Below are 25,395 nucleotides of genomic sequence, written 5' to 3' on the forward strand. Positions count from 1 at the left end.
GCCTGACGCATTTTTTTAAGAAGATGATTTCTGGATCAGACCGCTGCATCACCGGTTTCGCCCGTCCGAATACGAACAGCACTTTCAAGTGGCAGCACAAAAATCTTGCCGTCTCCAATATTGCCTGTCCGTGCCTCATTGCTCAGCACTTCCATGACCCGCTCGCTATAATCATCAGAAACCGCAATCTCCAACTTTACCTTCGGCAGATAGTGGATAGCATATTCGGCACCGCGATAGATTTCTGTGTGCCCCTTCTGGCGTCCATAACCCTTAACCTCTGTCACGGTCAGACCACTGACCCCGACTTCCGATAAGGCTTCACGAACAGGATCCAGTCTGTGCGGCTGAATAATGGCAATTATATATTTCATAAATAACTCCTGATCTTGTTCGCTTACAACCTGTATCCACTCTCACCATGGGTGGAAAAGTCAAGTCCTTCAAGCTCTTCGTCTTCATTGACCCGCAGGCCTACCAGCGCTTTGGTGATCCACACAATAATGATGGTCGCAATAACCGACCAGGCAAGTACCGATCCAACGCCCAGCAGCTGAACCGCGAATTGACCACCAATGGTGGTGCCGTCCAGACCCGTTCCGCCTGGCAATCCTGCAAGGAACGCGGTCAGAAGTGTACCCAGCGCACCGCCGATACCGTGGACAGCCAGCACGTCCAGAGAATCATCTACTCTCCATCTGTGCTTCACCAGATCGACCGCAATGTAGCAGACTACGCCGCCCGCCAATCCAAGCATCATGCCGGCCATTGGGCCAACGAAACCCGAGGCGGGTGTGACAGTGGCAAGTCCGGCAATTGTGCCGGTCACCATGCCGACGAGGGAGGGTTTTCCAAACCGCACCCACTCAATCACAACCCAGACAAGCGATGCGGTCGCAGCCGACATATGCGTTACAAGCATTGCCATTCCGGCATCGCCATTGGCACCAAGCGCACTGCCCGCATTAAACCCGAACCAGCCGACCCACAACAAAGACGCGCCAACCATAACCATCCAGGGCGCGTGTGGCGGTTGCACCGTTTTGGGAAAGCCACTGCGAGCACCAAGCATGACGGCAATCACCGCCGCCGAGGCACCGGCCGTTACATGAACCACGATGCCCCCGGCAAAGTCCATCACACCTCGTTCGGCCAACCAGCCGCCACCCCAGACCCAATGGGTCACAGGTGCGTAAACAAGGAGCAGCCAGGCTGCACTTATAATGAGCACCGCAGAAAACTTGATGCGTTCCACAAAAGCGCCCACCATCAAAGCAGGCGTGATGATCGCAAATGTCATCTGGAACGTGAAAAACACCGTCTCTGGCAGCGTGGTTCCATCATAGACTGTGTCTCGTCCCACACCGTTCAGAAAGGCTTTCTGCAGCCCTCCAATCCAGGCCGAGCCCTCAGAAAAAGCCAGGGAGTAGCCGACAACCAGCCACAAAACAGAAGCAAGGCAAGCAATTGCCATGCAATGCATCAGCACTGACAGGATGTTTCTGGATTGCACCAGCCCGCCATAAAACAGGGCAAGCCCCGGCAATGTCATTAAAAGCACCAAGGCAGTGCTCGTTAGAATCCAGGCTGTATCTGCAGCGTCCATTATTCCCCCCACGGCTAATATTTAGGCAGTTGCCAGTTCAATATTGCGCCGGGCCGGGACAGTCAATGACCGCTGCAGGATATGTTTGGTTCAGCGCCCTTTTTAAAGCGTGAAGTTCAGCGGCTTGACCTGCTGAACGTTTTCCAGCGCGTTGATTGTTGCCATGACTTCAGCGTTGACTTCCTGATCAACAGCCACAAGCGCAATGGCATTTCCGCCTTCAGAATCCCGGCCAAACTGCATATGCGCAATATTGACGCCAGCTTCACCCAGCACGGTTCCGATACTGCCAATAAATCCGGGACGATCATCATTGGTGACATACAGCATGCGGGGCTTCAATTCGGCTTCCATATTGATGCCCTTGATCTGAATGATCCGCGGCTTGCCATCTGCAAACACCGTACCGGCAACAGACCGTTCCTGACGTTCGGTGATCACGGTCAGGCGAATATAATTTTCATAAACGCCCTCCTGGGAGCGGCGCACCTCTTCCACCCTGATGCCACGTTCCTTGGCAATAGCAGGCGCAGACACCATATTGACCGTCTGCAATTGTGGCTGCAGAACGCCCGTCAAAGCTGCAGCGGTCAGTGCCCGTACATTCATCTCGGCCACATCTCCTTCATATTCAATCCGAATACCCGAGATGCCGGATTCAGTCAGTTGACCGGCAAACGAGCCAAGCAAATCAGCCAGTTTGACAAATGGCGCCAGAAGCGGTGCTTCTTCAGCCGAAATTGAAGGCATGTTCAGCGCATTGGTAACCGCACCATTCAGCAAATAATCAGACATTTGCTCAGCCACCTGAATAGCCACATTTTCCTGTGCCTCTGTAGTCGCCGCCCCCAGATGCGGGGTGCAGACAACATTTGGCAAGTTGAACAAGACACTGTCGGTCGCAGGCTCCGTTGCAAACACGTCAATAGCTGCGCCACCAACCTTGCCGGACTTCAAGCCATCAGCCAGCGCATCCTCATCAATCAGCCCACCGCGTGCGCAATTGATAATCCGAACACCCTTCTTCATCTTTTCAATGGCCGCAGCATCAATAATGTTGCGGGTCTTGTCTGTCAGCGGCGTATGCAGCGTAATGAAATCCGACCGCTTTAACAACTCATCCAGATCAACCTTTTCCACGCCGATTTCCATTGCACGTTCCGGTGACAGGAAGGGATCGAAGGCAATGACTTTCATTTTCAGGCCAATGCCGCGTTCCGCAGCGATAGATCCAATATTACCGCAGCCGATCACACCAAGGGTTTTTGCGGTCAGCTCAACGCCCATGAATTTGGACTTTTCCCATTTTCCGGCATGGGTCGAGGCATTTGCTTCCGGCAGTTGACGCGCAACCGCAAACATCATGGCAATGGCATGTTCAGCCGTTGTGATGGAATTTCCAAAAGGCGTATTCATGACAATGATACCCTTTTGCGTCGCCGCCGGAATATCAACATTGTCAACGCCAATGCCAGCCCGGCCAATGACTTTCAGATTGTCAGCAGCAGCGATAATTTTTGCGGTGGCTTTCGTCGCGGAGCGGATGGCAAGACCATCATAATTGCCAATAATCTCGGCAAGCTTGTCTTTGTCTTTTCCAAGATCAGGCTGGAAATCAACATCAAGACCCCGGTCTTTGAATATCTGAACAGCCGTGGCTGACAGTTTATCGGAAATCAGAACGCGTGGCATTTTTTTAGTCATAAGTCTCTCCATAAAGCCGCTTCGGTTCCAAAAGGCAGGACCGGGGCCAGAATCAATCTGAATTGGTCTGAATTAGTTTAGGAAATTTGGGGAATCAGGCGGCTTGTGACAGCGCAGTTTTCTGCGCCGCAAATGCCCAGTCGAGCCAAGGCAAAAGTGCTGCCAGATCGGACTGTTCAACGGTTGCACCGGCCCATATACGCAAGCCCGGAGGGGCATCGCGATAGGCACCGATGTCATACGCCACGCCTTCCTTATCCAGCGCAGAAACCATAGCTTTTGCAAACGCAGACTGATCATCTTCAGACAAAGCGGTGACTGCCGGTTCCACGATTTTCAAACACACAGATGTGTTGGATTGAGTGGCGGGGTCAACGGCCAGAAAATCAATCCAGGGCGTTTCAGCAACCCAATCGGCAATGGTTTTTGCATTGGCATCAGCACGGCCACGCAGGCCATCCAGACCACCGACGGACTGCGCCCATTCCAGCGCGTCCAGATAATCTTCCACACACAGCATGGAAGGCGTGTTGATGGTCTCTCCATCAAAAATGCCCTTAATAATTTTGCCACCCTTGGTCAGGCGAAAAATCTTCGGAAGCGGCCAGGCCGGCGTGTAGCTTTCCAGCCGTTCGACGGCCCGCGGCGACAGGATCAGCATGCCATGAGCAGCTTCTCCGCCTAGCACTTTCTGCCAGGAATAGGTCACAGCATCCAGCTTGTCCCAGGCCAAATCCTGCGCAAAAGCAGCAGACGTGGCATCACAAAGGGTCAGACCTTCACGGTCAGCAGGTATCCAGTCACCATTTGGCACACGCACACCGGAGGTTGTACCGTTCCAGGTGAACACCACATCATTAGCAAAATCCACAGATGCCAGATCCGGCAATAGACCGTAGTCCGCAGTCAATGTGCGCTGGTTGTCGAGTTTCAGTTGTTTGACAGCATCTGTTACCCAGCCGGAGCCAAAGCTTTCCCAGGCCAGAAGATCAACACCACGAGCGCCCAGAAGCGACCACATGGCCATTTCAAAAGCGCCCGTGTCGGAGGCAGGCACGATCCCGATAAGATAATCATCAGGCACCTGCAGAACGGAGCGGGTCAGGTCAATCGCCTGCTTCAGCTTGGCCTTGCCTACTTTGGCACGGTGCGACCGCCCAAGAGCGGCATCAGCAAGCCCATCCAGCGACCAGTCAGGTCGTTTGGCACAGGGACCGGATGAAAAATGGGGATTATTAGGACGCAACTCAGGTGTGCGATGCCCGGCCGTCTGGCCAGTATTTGCATGTGTCATGCTACCCTCTCAGATAGATAGCCTCTCGGTGGGGAGAGGTGGCCCACCGCCGGGGATAATGGAAAGCCCGGATTTCCGCAATAGGGAAAGTGATCTGACCTGTCGATTCATTTTGAACGTTGCAGGAACATATCGCTAATTTGCAACCAGCCCATACTGCGAGATCGGGTTCTGGGTCCATTCTCCAAATTCCAAATCATTGACGGTCGCCACTCAACTTCAAGTTAAGGAATGATTCAATCTGTTTGATGTAAGTATCTTTAGAGATTTGCTGTTAAGTCAGATCTTCGAAAGGTTTACTAATGTTCAAAGAAATTCTGATCGGTCTGGTGCAAGCACTTGCGATCATGACATTGCTCTCATTTTTTTATGGAGCCGCACAACGGTCAATCTCTAATCTGCCAATGAGAAGAATTGCGACCGGATTTATTTTAGGTCTTGGAGCATTGTTCGCGATGGCCGCACCTACAACCTTTGCGGACGGTGTTATCGTCGACGGACGAACCGTGTTCGTGGGTGTGGCGGCGGCTTTCGGTGGCGTGTTGTCAGCCTTGGTTGTTGTTGTGATGGCAGGCTCGTACAGACTTTACATCGGAGGATTGGGCGCATATGCCGGATTTGCCGGCATAGTGATCGCAGCTCTCATCGGATTGGCCTGGCACTTCGCTACAAAAGAAGGGAATCAGGGAAAACTCAGAAATCTCTTTTTCCTTGGAGCTGCCATACCTTTGAGTGTTATCGCGGTTTTCATACTACCGATTGATCTTGCATTACGACTCTCATCAACTATTTTGCCTATCTTGATCCCTTACTCGATTATGAGCACGCTCATTTTCGGCATCCTTTTGCAAAGGGAGCAAAAGCTTGTTTTCACAGAGAAGAAATTACGTGAAGCGGCAGATAACGACTTTCTGACCGGACTGCTTAACCGCAGAGCATTTACCACCCGCGTCCAGGACACGTCGTCCACCGATACATCAATATCGACTTTGGTCATTCTGGACCTGGATCACTTCAAGAACATCAATGACGAATTTGGTCACAGTGCTGGAGACCAGGCGCTGATACATTTCGGCGATCTGCTGACCCAGATATGCAGAGGATCTGACACCGTCGCCAGAATTGGCGGTGAAGAATTCGCCGTGTTCATGAACAGAACCAATGCCGAACAGGCAAAAATCGCTTTAGACCGCATTCTCAATGCCACAAGACAACAATCAATCGACGTCTCAGGCAGGACAATCTCTTTCACGACAAGTGCAGGTGCAGTCGAGTTTGCTCCGTCCCAGGTTGGGTTCGAAGATGCATTTATAGCGGCTGACAACGCGCTGTACCAAGCAAAGAAGCAGGGTCGAGATCGACTGGTGTTCGATACACTGGCCAAGAAAGTTGCTTAGCAAGCCTTCATTTGGCTGTAATAAAGCTCACAGCCTGCCGACGGCATCAACTCTTTACGTCAGATGCCGACACGCAATGATGAACGGCAATTTCAGTCTGTTTTCCACCGCCACACCCGTGGCAGCGAACTCAAAACGCGATCATGCATAGATCAGAAAAACCGACGAGCCGTTCAAACGGCTCGTCGGAAAATAGACAATAATCCATATATCAATTCGCCGTCTGGCAGCCCTTCAATGAATTGTCGATGGCGAGACAGAAGCAGCCCGCCAAGCGTTCTGTGTACTCGATATGCGAGTTGTCCGGATTGCTCATGCATTCGTCGATTTCATCACCGGACCCACCTGCCTGCGACATGAATTTTTTATCATGCTTCTGAGAGCGCACAATTCGCTGCAGTTTTAGCGGGATTTTTGTCGATTCCATTTTCACGGATTTAGCAAGCAATGGTGCTGGTGATACCGATGTCAGCACGATGGCCAGCACGGCAACCAATGGAACAGTTGCACATATTTTTAATGATGGGGTTTTCATGGTCTCGTTTCCTCTCAATTGTTCTTGAATGTCTGCGTTTTGGTAGAGCGGGCTTCAAATTGGACCACCTCCCCCGTTATACGATTGGGGAAGTGAACCAAATTGGAAGGCGACCTATTTGCAGGCTTTGGCGGTTGCTGTGCAGTTCCAAAGGTCTTTTGCGCCTTTGCTGCAGGAGAATTTGGGGTTTTGGGCTTTGCCCCAATGAGCAAATGACTGGCCGTAGGTAGAGGCGGCCTTCAAACCCCAGCGATAGGTCGCAGATTCCTGAGCTTTGCTCTTCTTGAAGTAGAACATACCCTTGGCGGATAATTTGCCTTCGCAGACTTTTACCTCTTTTGCAGGCTTGGCAGATGCGCGGCAGCGCCAGGCTTCGGCATTTGGTTTTCCGGGTACATCAACCCAGCTACATTTCATTGTTTTCTGTTTGGCTTTGCCCCAATGAGCCCATGAGCTGCCATGCTCTTCAGCAGCGGCCAGTCCCCAGCGATAAACGGCGGAGTCTTTAGCCTTGTCCTTGTTTTTATAATATTTGGAATAGCCATTCACCAATGGCTTGGTCATTGTCTTTGCCTCGGCGCTATCGGCGGTAAAGGTCGACATTGCGGCGACGGTACAGATCGTAAGAACAGCGGCCTGCACAGATGTGGTAAGTGATTTGATTGAAGTGGTCATGGTCTTGGTCCTTTCTGTTGGTTGCAGAAACATCATTAGTTGCGTTTGCTTGAAGAAGTTCTGAACCATTCGTTCAGACTGTATTCATTTTCAGGTTGAGTAAAGCGCACCCAGAGGATGCAGGGCCAATTTCCAAAAAACCGCGTCGAAAAACAAAAAACCCGCAGCAGTGCCAATCAGCACCATTGCGGGTTTGAAGGTTTGCGAAGCACGCGGCTTCGCAATTCGTTTTGTTTAGTTGAAGGTGTAGCGTCCACCCAGGCGGAACTCATGAAAATCTACATCTTCGTAGGTCACTTTTCCAGTCAGGCCTGGTGTATCAGACTCGCCACCTTCCACATCACCTACCCACAGATAGCGGTAGTTGGCGTCAATTGCGAAGTTCTGGGAAACTTCATATGTCACACCAGCCATGGCCGCTGCTGCAAAGTTCCAGGCACCATCAGCTTGGAAGCTCGAGAAAGATGTCCCGCCAACGTTCAGACCATATTGCCGTCCCACATCAATATAGGCAAGGCCAATACCACCGCCGATATACGGCGTGAAGGATGAGCTGTTTTCCCAATCAAAGTAAATATTGGCAAGCAATGTGTACATGGAGCCGGAGCCATATTCGTCGTTCAAATCCACGCCAGCGGCACAAATGGGGGCCGCGCCCTGACATTCCGTATTACCTTCAAAGTCCCACGTAGCACGATAATCCAGCGTCAAATCTGCACGGAAAAAGTGGTTGAATTTGTAACCGACACCTACGCCAATAAGCCACGTATCGCTGAAGTCTTCGTTCAGGAACTCCTGATAGCCTGCCGATCCATTGTAGCTGACCTCGTAATCGCGGGTGGCAACATAACCAATGTCGCCGCGCAAATACCAGGCCCCTGCCTTGTCATAAGTCGGTTCTTCATACACATATGTTGGCAGGTCAGCAGCAAATGCTGGACCTGCAAGAATGGTCGCAAGCGCGGTTACCGCGCCTAAAGCCCTAACAACCCTGTTGCCTGTCATAATCATGTCAATACTCACTTTAGAAATCCAATACGCAGGTTCTATCTTGATTAAAACCTGATGTAATATTGAATTGTTAAGGTTAAAAACTAATTAAATTCATAATTTTATGTGTTAATTTTACGTTTACTTAAGGTTAACAAATAGTAAAAGCGAAAATTGAAATGCAAGAACAATCGGTTACTGCTCTACTAGATAGAACAGCCAGACATTGGTACATTCTGGTGATTCTCGTTACCCTTTGGGGCACCTCGTTTGCTTCCAGTAAGATCGCCGTTGAAACCATTCCACCGGTCTGGGTAACCGCTTTGCGCATTGCCATCGGTGCGGGTCTGATGTTGATTTATCTGATCGTGCGGCGGGAACGTCTCAGCAGACGGCCACATGATTGGCTGTGGTTTCTCTGGCTTGCCTTGTTGGGAACAGTTATCCCATTTCTGTTGATCTCCTGGGGCGTCCAGTACGTCCCGTCCAGCGTTGCTGGAATCCTGATGGCCACCGTGCCATTGGCCGTCATTATATTGGCGCAAACGCTGTTACCAGACGAACCCCTGACACGGCGCAAAATGGCCGGTTTTCTGATCGGCTTTATCGGTGTGGTCTTTCTGGTTGGCATAGGTGGCACCAAATCTTTGCAAAATGGGCCGCTCCAATTATGGGCTCTGTTGGGCATTACCACGGCAGCCTTGTGCTACGCCCTGAATGGAACAACGGCGCGCCTGATGCCGGTTATGAGCAGCGCCTCCAAAACGGCTGGTGTGCTGCTCGCCGGCACATTGGTCGCCGTACCCTTGGCGATGATTGTGTCGCCAGATGGATTGAACCAAGCCAGCATGGCCAGCCTTTGGGCGGTGCTGGCGCTTGGTATCTTCCCCACGGCCCTGGCAACCATATTATTGTTCGTCATACTGCAGGAAGCGGGCGCGTCCTTTGTCGCCCTGTCAAACTACCTTGTGCCAGTCTTTGCAGTTATGGTTGGCGTCGCTCTATTGGATGAAGTTCTGCAATGGAGCGACTGGGTTGGACTGTTCCTGGTGCTTTGTGGAATCTTTATCACGGAACGTTTCAAAAGCAGGAAAGTCAAAGTGGCACCATCCTCCACTTGATTTATGACACTTAAAGAAATTTTACCGGGGTCAGCCATTGGCGTTTCGTTGGGTTTCTCATATTGTCGCCGCATCACAAAACGGATCTCAAATGACCGATTATCAGAAACAGGATCAGCAAAGCTCCAGTTGCTGCACCCCTTCAAACGGAACCTCCACTGAGCCTGAAAAACAATTGGGATCAGCCGTCAGCAGTATCGACCAGTCAGTTGGCGCGATTTCCATTCCAGGTGGCTCCAGCCTTTTAGGGACAAACCGGCCAGAAGTGCAGAATGACGGCGAAGAACCGCTCAGAAAATCAAAACTCACCCCCTTCAGGGTAGCCGTGACAGCGGTCACCAATCAGGATTTTGAAAAATTTGTGTCAGAGACAGGCCATGTCACCGAAGCAGAACAATTCGGCTGGTCGTTTGTTTTCTGGGCACAGGTTCCAGACAGTATCGGCGCAACGCAAGGGGTCGCCGGGGTCGAATGGTGGCGGCGTGTTGACGGCGCAAACTGGCGCGAGGTGAACGGGCCAGGCACCGCTGCAACGGCGTGGCACCCTGACCATCCGGTGGTGCATGTGTCCTGGAATGATGCGCGCGCCTATGCAGCCTGGGCAGGTGGCCGCTTGCCAACGGAAGCTGAGTGGGAGCATGCCGCACGCGGCGGCCTTGGCGATGTGCGCTTCCCCTGGGGCGACAAGGAACCAAATGAGATAGACTATTTCCCTTGCAACGTCTGGCAGGGGAAATTTCCGGATACCAATATGGAACTGGATGGTTACGCCACCACCGCCCCGGCAAAATCCTTCGAGCCGAATGGTTACGGGCTTTACAATATGGTCGGAAATGTCTGGGAATGGACATCCGAGCCGATGAGCATCAAATCGTTGAAAAAACAGGCCCGCATCAAAATGGCGGGCATGAAGGGATATAAATTGTCCAAAGGTGGTTCATTCCTGTGCCACCCCAGCTATTGCTACCGCTACCGGATCGCCGCCCGCTCCGGCACATCGCCCGATAGTACGACAACCCATATCGGTTTCCGGGTGGTTTGGCCGGAAACAAATAGCGATTAAGCAGCAGGCCGCCCGATGAGATCCACAAGATCATCCACAAGCTTGTTGACCTGCACAGGATCGTCGGATTCAGCCATGACACGGATAACCGGCTCTGTGCCTGAAGGCCTGATCAGCAGACGCCCGCTATTACCCAGCATCGCCTCTGCATCCAGAATTGCCCCTTTGACATCTGGTCTGTCCAAAGGGGACTTTCCGGAGAAACGAACATTTTTGAGCAATTGGGGCACAGGCTCAAACCGGTTGCAGACGTCACTAACCGGTTTCCCCTCCTGCTTCACAACAGCCAGAATCTGCAAGGCTGCAATCAGCCCGTCACCGGTCGTCGTGTAGTCAGACAGCACAAGATGGCCTGATTGTTCACCGCCAACATTATAGCCATGAGCACGCATGTGTTCGACCACATAGCGGTCACCAACATTCGTGCGCGCCAATGTCAGATCCTGATCTGCCAAAAATCGCTCGAGGCCAAGATTGGACATGACAGTCGCCACAATACCAGGAGCTGACAGGCGATCCTGCTGCTTCCAGGATTGCGCTACGACAGCCATCAACTGGTCACCGTCAATAATAGTGCCCTTTTCATCCACCATCAGAACGCGGTCAGCATCACCATCAAGGGCAATGCCCACATCAGCGCGGACTTCACGCACCTTGTCGACCAGTTGTTGCGGCGCAGTTGAGCCACAGCCCCGATTGATGTTGAACCCATCGGGCTCCACACCAATGCGCACCACGTCAGCGCCCAACTCCCACAACGCCTCAGGTGCTGCCTTGTAGGCCGCTCCATTCGCGCCATCGACAACAATACGCAGGCCTTCCAGCGTCATGCTGCGTGGCAGGGTTCGCTTTGCGGTTTCAATATAGCGATCCAGAACACCATCCACGCGTTTGGCGCGGCCAAGTGCATCTGGTTTTGCAAGATTTCCGGACAAGTCTGCATCAAGCAGAGCTTCAATTTCCTGCTCTTTTTCATCAGAAAGCTTATAGCCGTCGGGTCCAAACAGCTTGATACCATTGTCATGATAAGGGTTGTGACTGGCAGAAATCATAACCCCGATATCTGCACGCAGGGACCGTGTCAGCAGGGCCACGGCCGGTGTTGGCACCGGACCGGTCAAAAACACATCCATACCAACCGATGTAAAGCCGGCCACCAACGCGGTTTCGATCATGTAACCGGACAATCGCGTATCCTTGCCGATAACAACCCGGTGCCGATGATTGCCTCTCATAAAGGTTAGTCCGGCAGCCATGCCGGTCTTCATGGCGATGTCAGGCGTCATCGGAAATTGATTTGACTTGCCACGAATTCCATCCGTGCCAAAATAACGTCGGCCCATGCTCTTGTTCCCCACATTCATGTCAGGTCTGGTGTTTTAAACCGATTGCCTCAAGAAAGATTAAACAGGCTGTGCCTGATCGACACCAGCTGCCGGACAATACTGGTTTAAAGCGAAAGTTGGGAGACACAATTCATTGCAGATCAATACGCTCGCATCAAAGCAAGGCTATGCGTTCCAGCAATAATTTATAAAACGCGTTTGCATCTACGTCGCGCACATAGGTGACATTCGGTTCATTGCCAGAAACCCGCCACCAGTCCGCAACCGTCATTCCCAAAGTAAGCTGTGACTCTGTCTCCACCTCGACATTGATAAAGCGAGAGCTGTAGATGTCCGGTTGCAGAAGATAGGCAATCACGTTGGGATCATGCAGAGGACCCCCGTCCGTGCCATATTTATCTTCATCAAAACGTTCAAAAAACTCCAACCATCCGGCACAAGCATCACCAACACGACTGCCCAGTGCACGAAACGCTGCAATCCGCGCCTGACTGGTGAGGGCCTGATGCGTGCAATCCAGCGGAAACATGGTGATCGGAATGCCACTTTCAAAAACAATTTTTGCGGCGTCCGGATCAACAAAAATGTTGAACTCCGCTGCTGGCGTAATGTTACCACCCGCAAAAAAACCTCCGCCCATCATAACAATTTCTTGAATGCGAGGGGCAATACGCGGCTCTTTTTGCAACGCCAGCGCCAAATTGGTCAGAGGACCAAGCATACACAAGGTAACGCTGTTCTCAGGTCGGTTCAGCACGGTTTCAATCAGAAAATCCACGCCGTGCTGGCTCTGCAGTTCCATGCTCGGTTCTGGAAGAACAGCCCCATCCAGTCCGGTCGATCCGTGGACATGCTCTGCGGTGACCAAAGCTCTTTTCAATGGCCGGTTGGCACCCGCATATACAGGAACATCTGTCCGGCCAGCCAATTCACAGACGACGCGAATGTTACGGGTGGTCAGATCAAGTGGCACATTCCCGGCAACGCCAATGAAACCCAAAACATCCAGCTCCGGGCTGGCAAGCGCAAGTAAGATGGCCAGAGCATCATCCTGCCCCGGATCAGTATCAACAATGACGGAACGTGCTGGTGATGTCATGATGCCTCTCGTACAATTTCCTGCGCCCAACATGCCGGTTTTTCGGCGACCGAACAGACGCTATGCCAGGGTCGGCCTATCAATAACACTTTGCATGGACATATGAAATCAGGCTGCTGACCCTATGAAACCATTGCTGCCTTCATCTTTCCCGAATTCGAACTTCTGGACCTGTTTGGCCCACTGGAAATTTTTGGCATGCACGAAAAACAATTCCGGATCAAACTCATAGCCGAAACCGCAGGTCCGATTGCCAGCCAACAAGGCCCCCGGTCCGTGGTCGACACGGTCATATCGGACAACCCCCCTTTTGATATCCTACTCATTCCCGGCGAACCGGAACACGGACGCAGGTCAATAACGACCTTCTCCTGCAATGGTTGCGAACAGCTGCCGACAGATCGGAGCTTGTCTTAAGTGTGCACCGGCAGCTTACTTCTTGCACGATCCGGGTGTCTGGACGGCAAGCGTGCAACCAGCAACAAGGCAGCCTCTCAAATGGGTCTAGAGCCAGGGACCCAATGTCCTGTGGCAGAGGCAAGCCAGATGGGTAGAAGATGATCGTTTCATGACCTCATCCGGTGTTTCCGCTTGGATCGATATGAGCCTTGCTGTCATTGAAAAAATACATGGAAAAAAGCGGGCACAAAGAGTGGCCGGGTGGGCTGAATATGACTGGCATCAAAACCCGGAATGGGACCCGTTTGCAGGCCTGAACGGGCTGGTCTGAGCAAACCGCATACCAGAACCTGAACCCAGTTCATGGATGGAACTGACGCGAGGCCTTGGATAAACAAAAACCCGGCACGAAGGCCGGGTTTTTCGGGTTCAGACCCGTATTGCTTAAAAAGACGCTTTCAAGCTCACCAAATCTGGTGATGCAAGATAGTGTCAGCCGCCAAATTTGACCTTCACCGCAGCTTCAATGCTGTGAGTACCGAATGAGTCAATGGAAACAGGATCGGGTGCTTCATCCGCATAATCAGTTGATGCGATATGCAGATAGCGATATCTGGCACCCAGCGACACAGTATCAGTCAAGCTGTAATCAAGCCCCACAAAGGCCTGGCCTGCAAATGCCCAATCATTGTCATGGAGATTATTTGGTAAAGCGGGTATTGTAATGTCCAAATCAACGCGCGCCGCACCTGCGCCAACACCGACATAGGGACGCCAGCGATCATATTGCTGTCCGACGATCACATTGCCCATAAGGGTCAGAACACTTGCATCACCACTTGTAGGAGCTGTTACGCCCCCCGGCGCCGGCCCGGCGACAGAAATTGAGTCAACATCCATTTCAAAATAGCTTACTTCAGCCTCAATGCCTATCATGCTGTTGAAATCATAGCCAAGGGCTCCACCAAAGCGATAACCATCTTCAACATCAACACTAATATTGCGCGTGGAAGGTGCTGCGGGAAACACAATCTCGCCGTCCACATCACCCGGCATCACGTAGCCAGCATGAAGACTGGCGTAAAATCCAGCAGGCGGAAGCGGAGCTGGCTCGATTGGCTCAACATATACTGTCTGAGGTAAATCAGCAGCCAGTGCCAATCCGCCAGACAACAGAAGCGCCGACCCTACAAAACCCATTTTTCTGAAAAACATTATTGCCATTCCTTGTTCAATACTTATTTCCGCGAATTTGCTGTCCTGAGACTGCTAAAACTGAAATTTTGCGCTTTTGATTTTGGCGCATTCGGAGGCATCCGATAACGACATCTTCGATTCATAGTTGCATAATTCAACTACACCATCAAATGCTATAGTGCTCTGAGATTCCAATAAATTTTAAGTGTGTTCATTGTGCAACTGTTCATATTCGGGAAAATAAAACCACCGGATGAGTAACCAGAATTGAGTTGCGTTCCGAAAACCCAGAATCGAAGGAAAGCAGAACAAGAAAAAAGCATGTTTCCCCATAACTACCCAGTATTAAACCCTTGCAAACAAAAGATTTTCCGCCTTGGCAGCGCACTGACGAACATCTGATGTCAACTGAAAGTTTGGCGAATAGCAAGAGGGCTAAAATTCAACCTTTAATTGAATTTGGAAATATGATTTCTTTCAGGATTTAAGAACAATGGCGCTGGAAATCGTCAGGCATTCGAGCCGTTGCGATGACGTGCTATTCAACAATTCCCCCATCCCGCGGGGCTTGTGCTTAGAAAAGGGCGATTCCGGATGCCAATGTATCGCGGCAACACCATGCAAAAAGCCCGGCACAGGGCCGGGCTTTTAGATAATTGCTTGAAATTCAGACAGCCATCAGGATGGCTGTGGCTCCATGCCGGGATCTGGCTCCGACGGTTTGGGTTTGGGAGCACCAGCACTTGGCACTGCCGAGCCACGCGGCGTTGATGGTGTATCATCATCCTCACGCACCGGTGGATTGCCCTTCAGCAACTCGGTGATCTCATCGCCACTGAGTGTTTCATACTCCAGCAATCCCTGAGCAAGAGCTTCCAGATCGTGCTTCTTATCAGTCAGGATTTGCTCAGCTTCCTGAAACCCTTCATCGACAATCCGGCGCACTTCCGCATCGATGATCTGAGCTGTGTCTTCAGAAACATTCTGCGTCCGGGCAACCGAATGGCCCAGGAACACTTCTTCCTGATTGTCGCCATAGGCGACTTTGCCAAGCTTGTCCGAGAAACCCCAGCGGGTCACCATGGCGCGTGCAAGACGCGTAGCCTGCTCAATGTCAGAGGACGCACCAGAGGTAACATTCTCCGCACCAAAGACCTGCTCTTCCGCAACCCGTCCGCCCATCATGATCGCCATACGGCTGGTCATCTGGGTAAGGCTCATGGAAATCTGGTCGCGTTCTGGCAATTGCATCACCATACCCAGCGCACGTCCACGTGGGATGATTGTCGCCTTGTGAACCGGATCTGTTTTAGCAACATTGATCGCCACAATAGCGTGACCAGCTTCATGATAGGCCGTCAGCTTTTTCTCGTCCTCGGTCATGACCAATGTGCGCCGCTCTGCGCCCATCATCACCTTATCCTTGGCATCTTCAAACTCTGACATGGTGACAATCCGTTTGGAGCGCCGGGCCGCCAGCAAGGCAGCCTCATTGACCAAATTCATCAAATCCGCACCGGAGAAGCCGGGCGTACCACGAGCAACCACCTTCAGATTGACATCAGGCGCCAGAGGCACATTGCGTGAGTGAACTTTGAGGATTTTTTCACGACCCGTAACATCGGGATTTGGGACAACCACTTCGCGGTCAAAACGACCCGGGCGCAGCAACGCAGGATCCAGAACATCAGGACGGTTGGTTGCAGCTATGATGATGACACCTTCATTAGGCGCAAAACCATCCATCTCGACCAGCAACTGGTTCAATGTCTGCTCACGTTCATCATTACCACCGCCAAGACCGGCACCACGATGCCGCCCGACCGCGTCAATCTCATCGATGAAGATGATACAGGGCGCGCTTTTCTTGGCCTGCTCGAACATATCACGCACACGGCTTGCACCAACGCCCACGAACATTTCCACAAAGTCAGAACCGGAAATCGTAAAGAACGGGACCGCGGCTTCACCGGCTACAGAACGTGCCAGAAGGGTTTTACCGGTACCTGGAGGTCCAACCAGCAAGACGCCACGTGGAATACGCCCGCCCAAGCGCTGGAATTTCTGTGGGTCGCGCAAAAACTCGACAATCTCTTCCAGATCTTCCTTGGCTTCATCAACACCAGCCACATCGTCAAAAGTCACCCGGCCATGCTCTTCCGTCAGAAGCTTGGCCTTAGACTTGCCAAAGCCCATGGCACCACCGCGACCACCGCCCTGCATCTGGCGCATGAAGAAAATCCATACACCCAGAATAAGGATCATCGGCAGCCAGGAGATCAGCAGTCCGATAAGACTGAAGCCCTCGGAACTTGGTGGCTCGACGGTTACGGCAACACCGCGCTCTGTCAGCTTGTCGACAAAGTCGGTATTATCGGGCGCGCGGGAGACGAAGCGGCCATTGTTGTTGTAAACACCAGTGATATCAGTGCCGGCAATCGTAACGCTACGAACCGTGCCCTGTTCTACTTCACTGATAAACTGCGAATAGGGGATCGAGTCACCGCGACTGGTCTCACCTGGATTCTGAAACAGGTTAAACAGCGCGATCAGCAAAAGGCCGATAATGATCCAAAGCGCAAAATTGCGGAAATTTCCGTTCATTCTATGTCCTTAAAGGTCGCCTCGGCCCAACGACGGACCCCAAAACGCGCGACTGAAATTGTGTATGCCATCAAAATAGGGAGATGGAGGGCATATGCCAAGGCGCATTCCGGCAAGAAATAAGCTTTCTTGCAAAAAGGTGAACGCAAAATCAGGCAAAACGATGCTGTTGCGGCGGATTCAGCGGTTTATCGGACCAGCAGTCCTTCAAAAGATTTAAAGACCGGCTCGTCAAAACTTGCGACCGGACCGTCAAGAACACGCGGTCGGAAGATAATTTTGTGAGGGAACGTCTCCGGCTGGACGATAGGACTGCCTGGAATAGGCCCGCCGATAGCTGGCCTGATCTCGCCCGCACTTGGTGCTTCAATTCCCAGTTGAACGATAAAACGCCCATCCCATGGAACCGACTGTCCAGCCTCCACCGATGTGACCGGCAAGTCCCGCTGAGCCCGTGAGATCGTCCAAATCTCGCTTTTCCCCGGGGACAGGACGCATCGCCCGGTTGAGAAGGCCTTTCTGTCTCCGTCGTCTGCAATAAGTCTTCTGACCGCTTCTTTTGCCTGGGAAAAATCGACCATATAGGCGTCGCCACCGACAAAGCGAACCAGCTCACGCAGTGTTTCAACGGCAATTATGTGCGGGATTGGCCGCAGCACATCTGCATGCAAATGCACATCTGCATCAACGCGTTTGCAACCGGCATCAATGACAGTGGCAATGTGCCGCGCCATAACAGCCCGCCAACGCCCCATCAGTGAAGCATATGCGGCAACTCTTTCCGTCTTGAAGTCACCCAAATCCAAACATTGCAGTTTTTGTCGTGCGCGTGGGCGCTCAAACTGCATATTCTCATTGGTCGGATCATCAATCCATTGAATGCCGGAGCGGCGAAGCACTGTGCGCAATTGATCACGGCGAAGCGATAAAAAGGGGCGCAGCACACGCAAGCCGGGATACCGCGTTTCAGGCGCAATGCCCGCATGCCCCCGCAAGCCACCACGCCGCACACGCATCAAAAGCGTCTCAGCCACATCATCCAATGTGTGTCCAAGCAATAATTGTCGCACGCCGCGTGTCCTGCACGCTGACAGTAGCAAATCGCGGCGCATCACGCGGGCACGTTCAGCAACAGCCGACGAAGGTTTTGCTCCGCTCCAGGTCAATACGGCATGGTGGACATCGTGGCGATTGCAAAAGTCAGCCACAAATACGGCGTCGCCGGCCGAGCCACTGCGCAAACCATGATCCACCGTCAGAACATGCAAAGGGGCTGTCAGCGCATCACGCAGACGCAAGTGCAGAACACTTGCGAGCAACGCCATACTGTCCCCGCCCCCGGACACCGCAATGGCGACCGGCGAACGCCAGTCTACCGATTTCAAATGTGGTAAAAACGGCGAAAATTCAGAGGAGAGCCTGGTGGGAGAATTATCCGTTAAATGCATTTCGCAGATTTGCGTTCATCACGCACACGCTGCTTGACCGGCGACGAAGCGGCCGGATATTTGCGCACAAGTTCGGCATAGGTTGCACAGGCAGCTTCTGTTTCGCCGAGTTCATACAACGACAGGCCAAGCTTCAGCAGACTGTCAGGCGCTTTCGCACTTTGCGGAAACTTGGAATAGGATTCCAGAAACTCATTGGCAGCATCACGATATGCGCCTCTGACGAAAAGGCTTTCTCCAAGCCAGAAACGAGCATCACTCACCAATGGATCAGTTGGATGTTCGCTCAAAAACTGCCGCAAGGACCCTTCAGCCGTCTGATAGTCACCCCGCAGGATATGACCATAGGCCAATTCATATTCAGCGCGTGGAGATGCGCCGGGAACCGACGCTGCAAGAGGCGCAGAGGACGGTGCTATCGGGTCTACGCCCAAACCGCCACTGGCACCAATAAGGGCTGATAAATCCAGTGGCCCGCCTTCGCCATTGACCACCGCTCCGCCGGACAATGTGCCAAGATTTGCCGGTGGAGCGCCAAGGCCGTTATTTGCAGGCACGGGCTGAGCTGCCGATCCCAAAGGTGCTGAGCCAAGCGGTGCAGATGGTTGGCCGCCACCATTATTCTGTCCACCATTATTCTGTAAAGCGAAACTCAGCCGTTCGATTTGACCGGTGAGGTCACGAATCTGCGCCTCCAGACGATCAACCCGCATGGTCAGTTCAGCGGCTTCCCTGGACGACTGCGCATGCGCAGGCAAAGCCAGCAACAGCGTTGCGAGAATGACAATCAGAAAATTCTTGACCAGCAGCATTTTAAAAGTCCCGGTTTCGGCAATTCACAACCATTATTTCGCCTTTTAACTGCGACGAAAATAAGACGATGCAAATCCGAATTGCAGATGCAAAAAAGGCCCGAACCACGGTTCGGACCTTTGTTTCCAGTAAGGCGTCAACTAGCTGCCAGCGCCTTTCAGCGTCGTAACAGCGCGGCGGTTCTGAGACCAGCAGGAGATATCGTTACAAACAGCAACCGGTCGTTCCTTACCGTAGGAGATTGTGCTCATACGGCCAGCATTGATACCGCGTGCAATAAGGTAGGCACGTGCAGCAGACGCACGACGTGCACCAAGAGCAATATTGTACTCACGGGTGCCGCGCTCATCCGCGTGGCCTTCAATGACAAAGTTGTATTTTGGATATCTGGCCAGCCATTGTGCTTGCAAATCAAGAGTTGATTTCGCGCGGGCGGTCAAATCAGTGCTGTCCGTTTCGAAGAAGACACGATCCCCAACATTCACGGCAAAGTCCTGAGCTGAACCAGGTTTTGCGTTGGCCCCACCAGACGCGTTCACATCATACTTGTTGCCGCCGGCACAGCCAGCCACAGTAAGGCCCAGCAGCAGGACTGCAAGGATTTTTACAGCGCCACCGACAGGGAAAATTCTTGCCAATGGACGAAGGACTTGTTGTGCAAACATGTCCGGTAACTCCTAAATTCAAATTCTTATGATGGCTCAAGGCGATTCATCCGCCTGAGCCTCTGATTCCGCCCGCACACTGTCTTCAATCAGATTGCGACTGAATTACGGACAAATTGAACATTTCTATTAAAAGCCAATCTATTCCATCCATGGTTAAATCAGTGTTCGCAAGCATGGTAAACCAACGGTTAATTTAATGACACTGCCCTTTTGTTTTTGCGACGCGCTTTCCATCAGTTCAGCAGCGGAGACCAGGCCGGGTCCGACGCAAAATTCGGTGTTAAGACCTGCCGCTCATTATACCCTGTCAAATCAATAGACCACAATTGCGGACCAGAATTTCCACCCTGGGGTTCCCGGAAAAACATAAGGACGCGGCCGTTAGGTGCCCATGTCGGCCCCTCATTGTGAAAGCCGGATGTCAAAGTGCGCTCACCTGAACCGTCTGTGCTCATGACACCGATCAGAAACTGGCCTTGAGAGCGTTTTGTAAATGCAATCAAATCTCCACGTGGCGACCAGACAGGCGTGGAATAGGATCCTTCGCCAAAGCTGATACGCGTGGCTTCACCGCCATTGCCGCCCATGACATAAAGCTGTTGTGAGCCACCGCGGTCAGATTCAAACACAATGCGCGACCCGTCCGGCGAAAATGAAGGGGATGTGTCAATGGAAGCGGAATTCGTCAGGCGGGTGGTCCGTTTGGACCGTAAATCCATTGTGTAGATGTTTGCATTGCCATCCTGTTGCAGGCTCATCACAACCCGTTGCCCATCAGGCGAGAATCTGGGTGCGAAGGTCATGCCGGGAAAATTACCAACCACTTCGCGCTGCCCGGTATCAATGTTCAACAGGAACACCTGTGGCTTGCCAGTGGCGTAGGACATGTAGGTGATTTCCTGACGGCTTGGGCTGAAACGCGGGGTTAGCACCAGATCACCACCACTGGTCAGATACTGCACGGACGCGCCATCCTGATCCATGATTGCCAGGCGTTTGGTGCGATTGTCCTTGGGACCGGTCTCATCAACAAACACAACGCGCGTGTCAAAATAGCCCTTTTCTCCGGTCAGCCGTTCATAAATTGCATCTGCAATAATATGCGCAACCCGCCGCCAGTTATCTGGTTGGGTGAAGAAACGCTGTCCGGCGATCTGTTTGCCGCCAAACACGTCCCACAAACGGAATTCAGCCCGAATACGACCATCCGCTTCCTGGACAATACGTCCCACCGCCAATGCCTGTGCGCTCAGCACCCGCCAGTCTGGAAAGCGTGGCATGGCATCTGGATTGGCATTTTGATCGATATAGGTTGCAGGATCGATGGCCCGAAACAGGGCAGACCGTTCCAGATCATTGATGATCACCTGCGTCACATCCTGGCTCAGCTGGTCCACCTGCCCGGTGCTGCCAATAAAACTGGGTATAGCAATCGGCAATGCCTGAATGTTTCCCCTGGTAATATCCAACTGCAATTGCGCAGATGCCGAGGTTGGCACAAATCCGGCCAGCACAAATGCCAGCACTAATGTGGCATTACGCAGCATGGACACCCAGTGGCTGGTAGCTCTGTTCAAATGGCGCATACACATCATCCCTGAAACATTTTTGAAGGGTCGAAATTAAACTCGATCACACTCCAAGTGTCGTATTTTTCCTGTGGCATATAAGAATATGGTGCACAGGCCTGCACGGCTCGCAATGCGCGCTCCGAGGCAATCTGAAATGAAACTCCCGCGCCGGAATTCAAGACCCTTGGAGGCCCTGCAATGGTGCCGTCAATATTGAGAACCATTTCGACGCGTACTGCAATACTTTCTGCAGCCTCCATACCCGCTTGCAAGCTCCAGCACTGTTCCAACTGACGACGCAGAAAATCAATTTCATTCTGGCTGAGCTGATTCGAATTGTCACCATTTTGAACGCCCAATTGCTGCTGCTCGGGTTGCGGCGCCGCACCCTGCGGTTTCTGCTGGTTTAAAAGCGCAGCGATTTTGTCGCTGTTGAAATCTTCCTGCGTTGGCGTTTCCGGTCGCGCAGGCAGCGTTGGCCGCGCGCGGGGTGGCGGCGCCTTTGAGAAATCAAGCTTTGGCTCAGGCGCAACCTCCGGCTCCTTCGCCTCTTCAGGCTCAGGGGGTGCAGGCTCGGGTTCAACCGGGTCCGGAATTGGCTCTGGGGGCGGTGGCTCCGGCGCTGGCGGCGGCGGCGTTGCCTCAACAACTTTTGGGGCCGGCTCTTCCCGGGGTTCTTCAACCGGGGTTTCGGTCTCAACGGGTGTCGGCGGTGTTGGTTCAGGCTCGGGCGGCGGCGGGGTATCCGGCTCAGCCTTCAAATCCCCGACCCGCTTTTGCGACAATTCTTCAAATGGAACAATTTCAATCGGCAGCGCATCTATTTCGGGTGCTTCCAGACGTGCAGGCTCTGGCAGAGCAAGCACGCCCCACGTCATGATGGCCATATGGGCAACGCTGGAAAGGATTAAACCGGTCTTCATCAGAGTTTGTAAACAATCCTAATTGTTGGATGACCGGTCAGTTGTGACCAGCCCAAGCCGGGTAAACCCAGCCGCGCTGATGGTTCCCATCAGCTGCATAATTGTTCCGTAATCTGTGTTGCGATCACCACGCACATAAATGCGTTCTTCATACCCATTTTCAGCAATAGCAGTCAGTTTCGGAACCACCTCATCAATGGGGATTTCCGTTTCCTGCAAAAACACAACGCCGTCCGCATTGATGGAAATGCTGATGGGCTCTGTATCACCGCTCAATTGCCGTGCTGAAGTTTCCGGCAGATCAATTGGCACACCAACGGTCAAAAGAGGTGCTGCCACCATGAAGATGATCAGCAGGACCAGCATCACATCGACCATTGGCGTCACATTGATCTCGCTCATGGGTGGCTGATGCCCGCGTCCGCCTCTGCGTCGCCCACCAGATCGTCTGCCACTGCCAACATTCACTGCCATGGATCAGGCCCTTTCATCCATCTGGCGTGAAAGAATGGCTGAAAACTCATCAGCGAACCCTTCAAGCCGTGTGGTCAAACGACCCAACTGACTGCTGAATTTATTATAGGCAATAACAGCTGGAATGGCTGCCAGCAGGCCAAGCGCGGTTGCCAGCAAAGCCTCGGCAATGCCGGGAGCAACAACAGCGAGATTGGTTGTCTGGGCAGCCGCAATAGCCTGGAAACTGGTCATGATGCCCCATACTGTTCCAAACAGGCCGATAAAAGGACCTGCCGAGCCAACAGTCGCCAATATCAAAAGGCGCCGTTCCCAGCGTTCGACCTGCTGAGAAATGGCCACATCCATGACTTTATCAAGGCGCATCTGCAGCCCGCCCACAGACCGTGCGCCACCTTCATAAGTTCGTTTCCACTCACGCATCGCAGTGACAAACAGGGCGGCGGACCCGGTGTTGTTGCGCTGCGACAAACTGCGATACAGCTCTTCCAGCGACTGGCCGGACCAGAACACCTGTTCAAAGCGGTCCATCTGCGCTTTGGCGCGTCGATAAAGAATGGATTTGTCAATCACAATGGCCCAGCACCACACAGATGCCAGCACCAATCCAATCATGACAGTTTTCACAATCAGATGCGCTTGCAGAAACAGGGACCAGAGCGAAATATTTGCTCCCCCATTCAGCGCTGCCTGGCCGAGATCTTCCATAATTATGTATTCCTTCAATGCGTGCTCAAGAAGCCGTTTCAGCCATGCAGACAGATGCAGTTTCTGCATCGGATATGCATAGCCAGCGTGTGTCTTCAAAAACTATGTCAATATAAGGGCGTCAACACCGCCAGAACCCTTGAATTATCCAATTGGAACGCGGCAGAATCCCGCATCCGTTCCAAAGCGATTAAGACTTTATCATGGTTAATTTATCGTAAGTACGCTCAGTTAAACTGAAATGCACCCGATCAGCTGGATTTGGAAATATCTCGGAAGAGGGTCTGCATATCAGCGGGCAGACGCTGTGGCTTGCCATCCTTGATGAGAGCAACGGTGACTGTTGCAATTACAAGAGGTATGCTCTGGCGCTGAACCACCTGCTCAAAAACCAGCCGAACACCGGAGCTTTGGATAAGTTTCGTTCTGACACTCAACAGATCATCAATCCCGGCGCCAGCCAAAAACCGGATATCCATATGTGCTACGCCAAAAGCCATGCCCTTGTCGGAAAGAACCGCATGGCTGAGTTTCAGGCAGCGCAGGAAATCGCTGCGACCCCGTTCCATGAATTTCAGATAGGCCGCGTGATACACCACGCCTGAAAAGTCTGTGTCCTCAAAATAAATCCGCACCGGGCGCTCATGCACTCCGTCTGAAAGCCTGCCATCAATTGGATAATGACCTTCAGCCACGCGCTCTACGAATCCTCTTCAAACAGGCTGGCCTGTTGTTCTCTGAAACTCTTTGGCGCAGCCATGCCCATATGATTGAAGGCCCTGGGTGTCAGCATACGCCCGCGCGGCGTGCGCTGAATATACCCCTGTTGAATAAGATAGGGCTCAATGATCTCCTCAATGGCATCACGCGGCTCTGACAGGGAAGCGGCAATAGTCTCGATACCTACAGGGCCACCGCCAAAGTTCTGCGCGATCGTCCCGATGTAGCGCCGATCCAGCGCATCCATTCCCGCTGCATCCACTTCCAACTGCAGCAATGCTGCATCTGCCACCTGCCGGGTAATCTCGCCACCCGATTGCACGATTGCAAAATCCCGCACCCGGCGCAGCAGACGTCCGGCAATCCGGGGTGTTCCTCGGGAACGACGTGCAATTTCCTCAGCGCCATCTTTTGAAATACCAACCTGCATCAACCTTGCACCGCGCGTGACGATGTATTCCAGCTCTTCATTTGTGTAGAAATTGAGCCGGATCGGAATGCCAAACCGATCACGTAACGGTGTGGTCAACAAACCAATCCGTGTTGTCGCAGCCACCAGTGTAAAGCGCGCCAGATCAATGCGAACCGACCGTGCCGCCGGCCCTTCCCCGATGATCAGATCAAGCTGAAAATCCTCCATTGCCGGATACAGGATTTCCTCAACAGCCGGGCTGAGGCGATGAATTTCGTCAATAAACAAGACATCGCGCTCTTCCAGATTGGTCAAAAGCGCGGCCAGATCACCCGCTTTGGTAATCACCGGGCCAGATGTGGCCCGGAAATTCACCCCCAATTCCTTGGAGACAATCTGCGCAAGAGTTGTTTTGCCCAAACCCGGAGGGCCTACAAACAAAACATGGTCCAATGGCTCGTTGCGGGTTTTTGCAGCTTCAATGAAGACCTGCATGTTCGAGCGCGCTTGCGCCTGCCCCACGAAATCCGTCAGTCTTTGCGGACGCAATGTGGAATCCGCATCGTCAACGCCTTGCGTATCGGGTGCTACTACTCGGTCGGATGAAGTGGAATCGCTCATAATCTGC

The 25,395-nt window shown here is 52.5% G+C and carries 25 protein-coding genes; 5 read left to right on the forward strand and 20 right to left on the reverse strand.

Translation table 11 applies throughout. The annotated features are described in order from the left end of the window. Positions 1–35: 35 nt before the first annotated feature. The 4 genes from RAL91_RS20185 to RAL91_RS20200 form a co-directional block, all read right to left on the reverse strand. A complete protein-coding gene (locus tag RAL91_RS20185; protein ID WP_306258049.1) occupies positions 36–374 on the reverse strand; it encodes a P-II family nitrogen regulator in 339 nt (112 codons plus the stop codon). A gap of 23 nt (positions 375–397) precedes the next feature. Further along, positions 398–1,606, reverse strand: coding sequence for an ammonium transporter (locus RAL91_RS20190; protein ID WP_306258050.1), 1,209 nt, complete (start codon positions 1,604–1,606; stop codon positions 398–400). 102 nt (positions 1,607–1,708) lie between these two features. Further along, complete coding sequence (gene serA / locus RAL91_RS20195; protein WP_306258051.1) at positions 1,709–3,310, reverse strand: phosphoglycerate dehydrogenase; 1,602 nt, start codon at positions 3,308–3,310, stop codon at positions 1,709–1,711. Positions 3,311–3,404: 94 nt separating this feature from the next. Beyond that, on the reverse strand, positions 3,405–4,604 hold the full coding sequence (locus RAL91_RS20200; RefSeq protein ID WP_306258052.1) for a phosphoserine transaminase: 1,200 nt from the start codon (positions 4,602–4,604) through the stop codon (positions 3,405–3,407). Between the two features lie 302 nt (positions 4,605–4,906). On the opposite strand from RAL91_RS20200, the gene RAL91_RS20205 reads away from it, so the two are divergent. Further along, positions 4,907–6,001, forward strand: a complete 1,095-nt coding sequence (locus RAL91_RS20205; RefSeq protein ID WP_306258053.1) for a GGDEF domain-containing protein — start codon at positions 4,907–4,909, stop codon at positions 5,999–6,001. Between the two features lie 211 nt (positions 6,002–6,212). On the opposite strand, the gene RAL91_RS20210 is transcribed toward RAL91_RS20205, so the two are convergent. From RAL91_RS20210 to RAL91_RS20220, 3 genes are all read right to left on the reverse strand, one after another. Beyond that, on the reverse strand, positions 6,213–6,536 hold the full coding sequence (locus RAL91_RS20210; protein WP_306258054.1) for a hypothetical protein: 324 nt from the start codon (positions 6,534–6,536) through the stop codon (positions 6,213–6,215). A 114-nt stretch (positions 6,537–6,650) separates the two neighbouring features. Further along, complete coding sequence (locus tag RAL91_RS20215) at positions 6,651–7,211, reverse strand: hypothetical protein (protein WP_306258055.1); 561 nt, start codon at positions 7,209–7,211, stop codon at positions 6,651–6,653. 234 nt (positions 7,212–7,445) lie between these two features. Continuing rightward, a complete protein-coding gene (locus RAL91_RS20220) occupies positions 7,446–8,234 on the reverse strand; it encodes an outer membrane protein (protein ID WP_306258056.1) in 789 nt (262 codons plus the stop codon). Positions 8,235–8,440: 206 nt separating this feature from the next. On the opposite strand from RAL91_RS20220, the gene RAL91_RS20225 reads away from it, so the two are divergent. Together RAL91_RS20225 and RAL91_RS20230 are read left to right on the forward strand one after the other, a co-directional pair. Next, a complete protein-coding gene (locus RAL91_RS20225) occupies positions 8,441–9,322 on the forward strand; it encodes a DMT family transporter (RefSeq protein WP_306258057.1) in 882 nt (293 codons plus the stop codon). Positions 9,323–9,413: 91 nt separating this feature from the next. Beyond that, positions 9,414–10,385, forward strand: a complete 972-nt coding sequence (locus RAL91_RS20230) for a formylglycine-generating enzyme family protein (protein WP_306258058.1) — start codon at positions 9,414–9,416, stop codon at positions 10,383–10,385. Here RAL91_RS20230 and glmM read toward each other — a convergent pair. Together glmM and RAL91_RS20240 are read right to left on the reverse strand one after the other, a co-directional pair. Continuing rightward, a complete protein-coding gene (gene glmM / locus RAL91_RS20235) occupies positions 10,382–11,728 on the reverse strand; it encodes a phosphoglucosamine mutase (protein ID WP_306258059.1) in 1,347 nt (448 codons plus the stop codon). The two genes, RAL91_RS20230 and glmM, sit on opposite strands and share 4 nt — an antisense overlap. 157 nt (positions 11,729–11,885) lie before the next feature. Further along, entirely contained in the window at positions 11,886–12,830 is a 945-nt protein-coding gene (locus RAL91_RS20240) for a nucleoside hydrolase (protein WP_306258060.1), read from the reverse strand. 144 nt (positions 12,831–12,974) lie between these two features. Here RAL91_RS20240 and RAL91_RS25145 point away from each other — a divergent pair, with 144 nt between their 5' ends. Together RAL91_RS25145 and RAL91_RS20245 are read left to right on the forward strand one after the other, a co-directional pair. Continuing rightward, entirely contained in the window at positions 12,975–13,247 is a 273-nt protein-coding gene (locus RAL91_RS25145; protein ID WP_371932558.1) for a hypothetical protein, read from the forward strand. Positions 13,248–13,398: 151 nt separating this feature from the next. Next, positions 13,399–13,560 (forward strand): hypothetical protein, encoded by a 162-nt coding sequence (locus RAL91_RS20245; protein ID WP_306258061.1) that lies wholly within the window; start codon positions 13,399–13,401, stop codon positions 13,558–13,560. A 161-nt stretch (positions 13,561–13,721) separates the two neighbouring features. On the opposite strand, the gene RAL91_RS20250 is transcribed toward RAL91_RS20245, so the two are convergent. The 11 genes from RAL91_RS20250 to ruvB form a co-directional block, all read right to left on the reverse strand. After that, positions 13,722–14,444, reverse strand: a complete 723-nt coding sequence (locus RAL91_RS20250; RefSeq protein ID WP_306258062.1) for an outer membrane protein — start codon at positions 14,442–14,444, stop codon at positions 13,722–13,724. 660 nt (positions 14,445–15,104) lie between these two features. Next, a complete protein-coding gene (gene ftsH / locus RAL91_RS20255) occupies positions 15,105–17,030 on the reverse strand; it encodes an ATP-dependent zinc metalloprotease FtsH (protein ID WP_306258063.1) in 1,926 nt (641 codons plus the stop codon). A gap of 188 nt (positions 17,031–17,218) precedes the next feature. Next, complete coding sequence (tilS, locus tag RAL91_RS20260; RefSeq protein ID WP_306258064.1) at positions 17,219–18,478, reverse strand: tRNA lysidine(34) synthetase TilS; 1,260 nt, start codon at positions 18,476–18,478, stop codon at positions 17,219–17,221. Then, entirely contained in the window at positions 18,469–19,290 is an 822-nt protein-coding gene (ybgF, locus tag RAL91_RS20265; RefSeq protein ID WP_306258065.1) for a tol-pal system protein YbgF, read from the reverse strand. Before ybgF ends, tilS begins: the two co-directional genes overlap by 10 nt. A 141-nt stretch (positions 19,291–19,431) precedes the next feature. After that, the gene (pal, locus tag RAL91_RS20270; protein ID WP_306258066.1) at positions 19,432–19,956 is read right to left on the reverse strand and encodes a peptidoglycan-associated lipoprotein Pal; all 525 of its coding nucleotides are present in this window, start codon (positions 19,954–19,956) and stop codon (positions 19,432–19,434) included. Between the two features lie 236 nt (positions 19,957–20,192). After that, complete coding sequence (gene tolB, locus RAL91_RS20275; RefSeq protein ID WP_371932444.1) at positions 20,193–21,545, reverse strand: Tol-Pal system beta propeller repeat protein TolB; 1,353 nt, start codon at positions 21,543–21,545, stop codon at positions 20,193–20,195. Between the two features lie 5 nt (positions 21,546–21,550). Continuing rightward, the gene (locus RAL91_RS20280; protein WP_306258067.1) at positions 21,551–22,453 is read right to left on the reverse strand and encodes a cell envelope biogenesis protein TolA; all 903 of its coding nucleotides are present in this window, start codon (positions 22,451–22,453) and stop codon (positions 21,551–21,553) included. Positions 22,454–22,471: 18 nt separating this feature from the next. Further along, complete coding sequence (gene tolR / locus RAL91_RS20285; RefSeq protein ID WP_306258068.1) at positions 22,472–22,927, reverse strand: protein TolR; 456 nt, start codon at positions 22,925–22,927, stop codon at positions 22,472–22,474. 3 nt (positions 22,928–22,930) lie between these two features. Then, complete coding sequence (gene tolQ / locus RAL91_RS20290) at positions 22,931–23,635, reverse strand: protein TolQ (RefSeq protein ID WP_306263026.1); 705 nt, start codon at positions 23,633–23,635, stop codon at positions 22,931–22,933. Between the two features lie 251 nt (positions 23,636–23,886). Continuing rightward, complete coding sequence (locus RAL91_RS20295; RefSeq protein ID WP_306258069.1) at positions 23,887–24,330, reverse strand: YbgC/FadM family acyl-CoA thioesterase; 444 nt, start codon at positions 24,328–24,330, stop codon at positions 23,887–23,889. 5 nt (positions 24,331–24,335) lie between these two features. Further along, entirely contained in the window at positions 24,336–25,388 is a 1,053-nt protein-coding gene (gene ruvB, locus RAL91_RS20300) for a Holliday junction branch migration DNA helicase RuvB (RefSeq protein ID WP_306258070.1), read from the reverse strand. Positions 25,389–25,395 lie beyond the last annotated feature (7 nt).

Source organism: Pararhizobium sp. IMCC21322 (assembly GCF_030758295.1).
Taxonomy (GTDB): Bacteria; Pseudomonadota; Alphaproteobacteria; order Rhizobiales.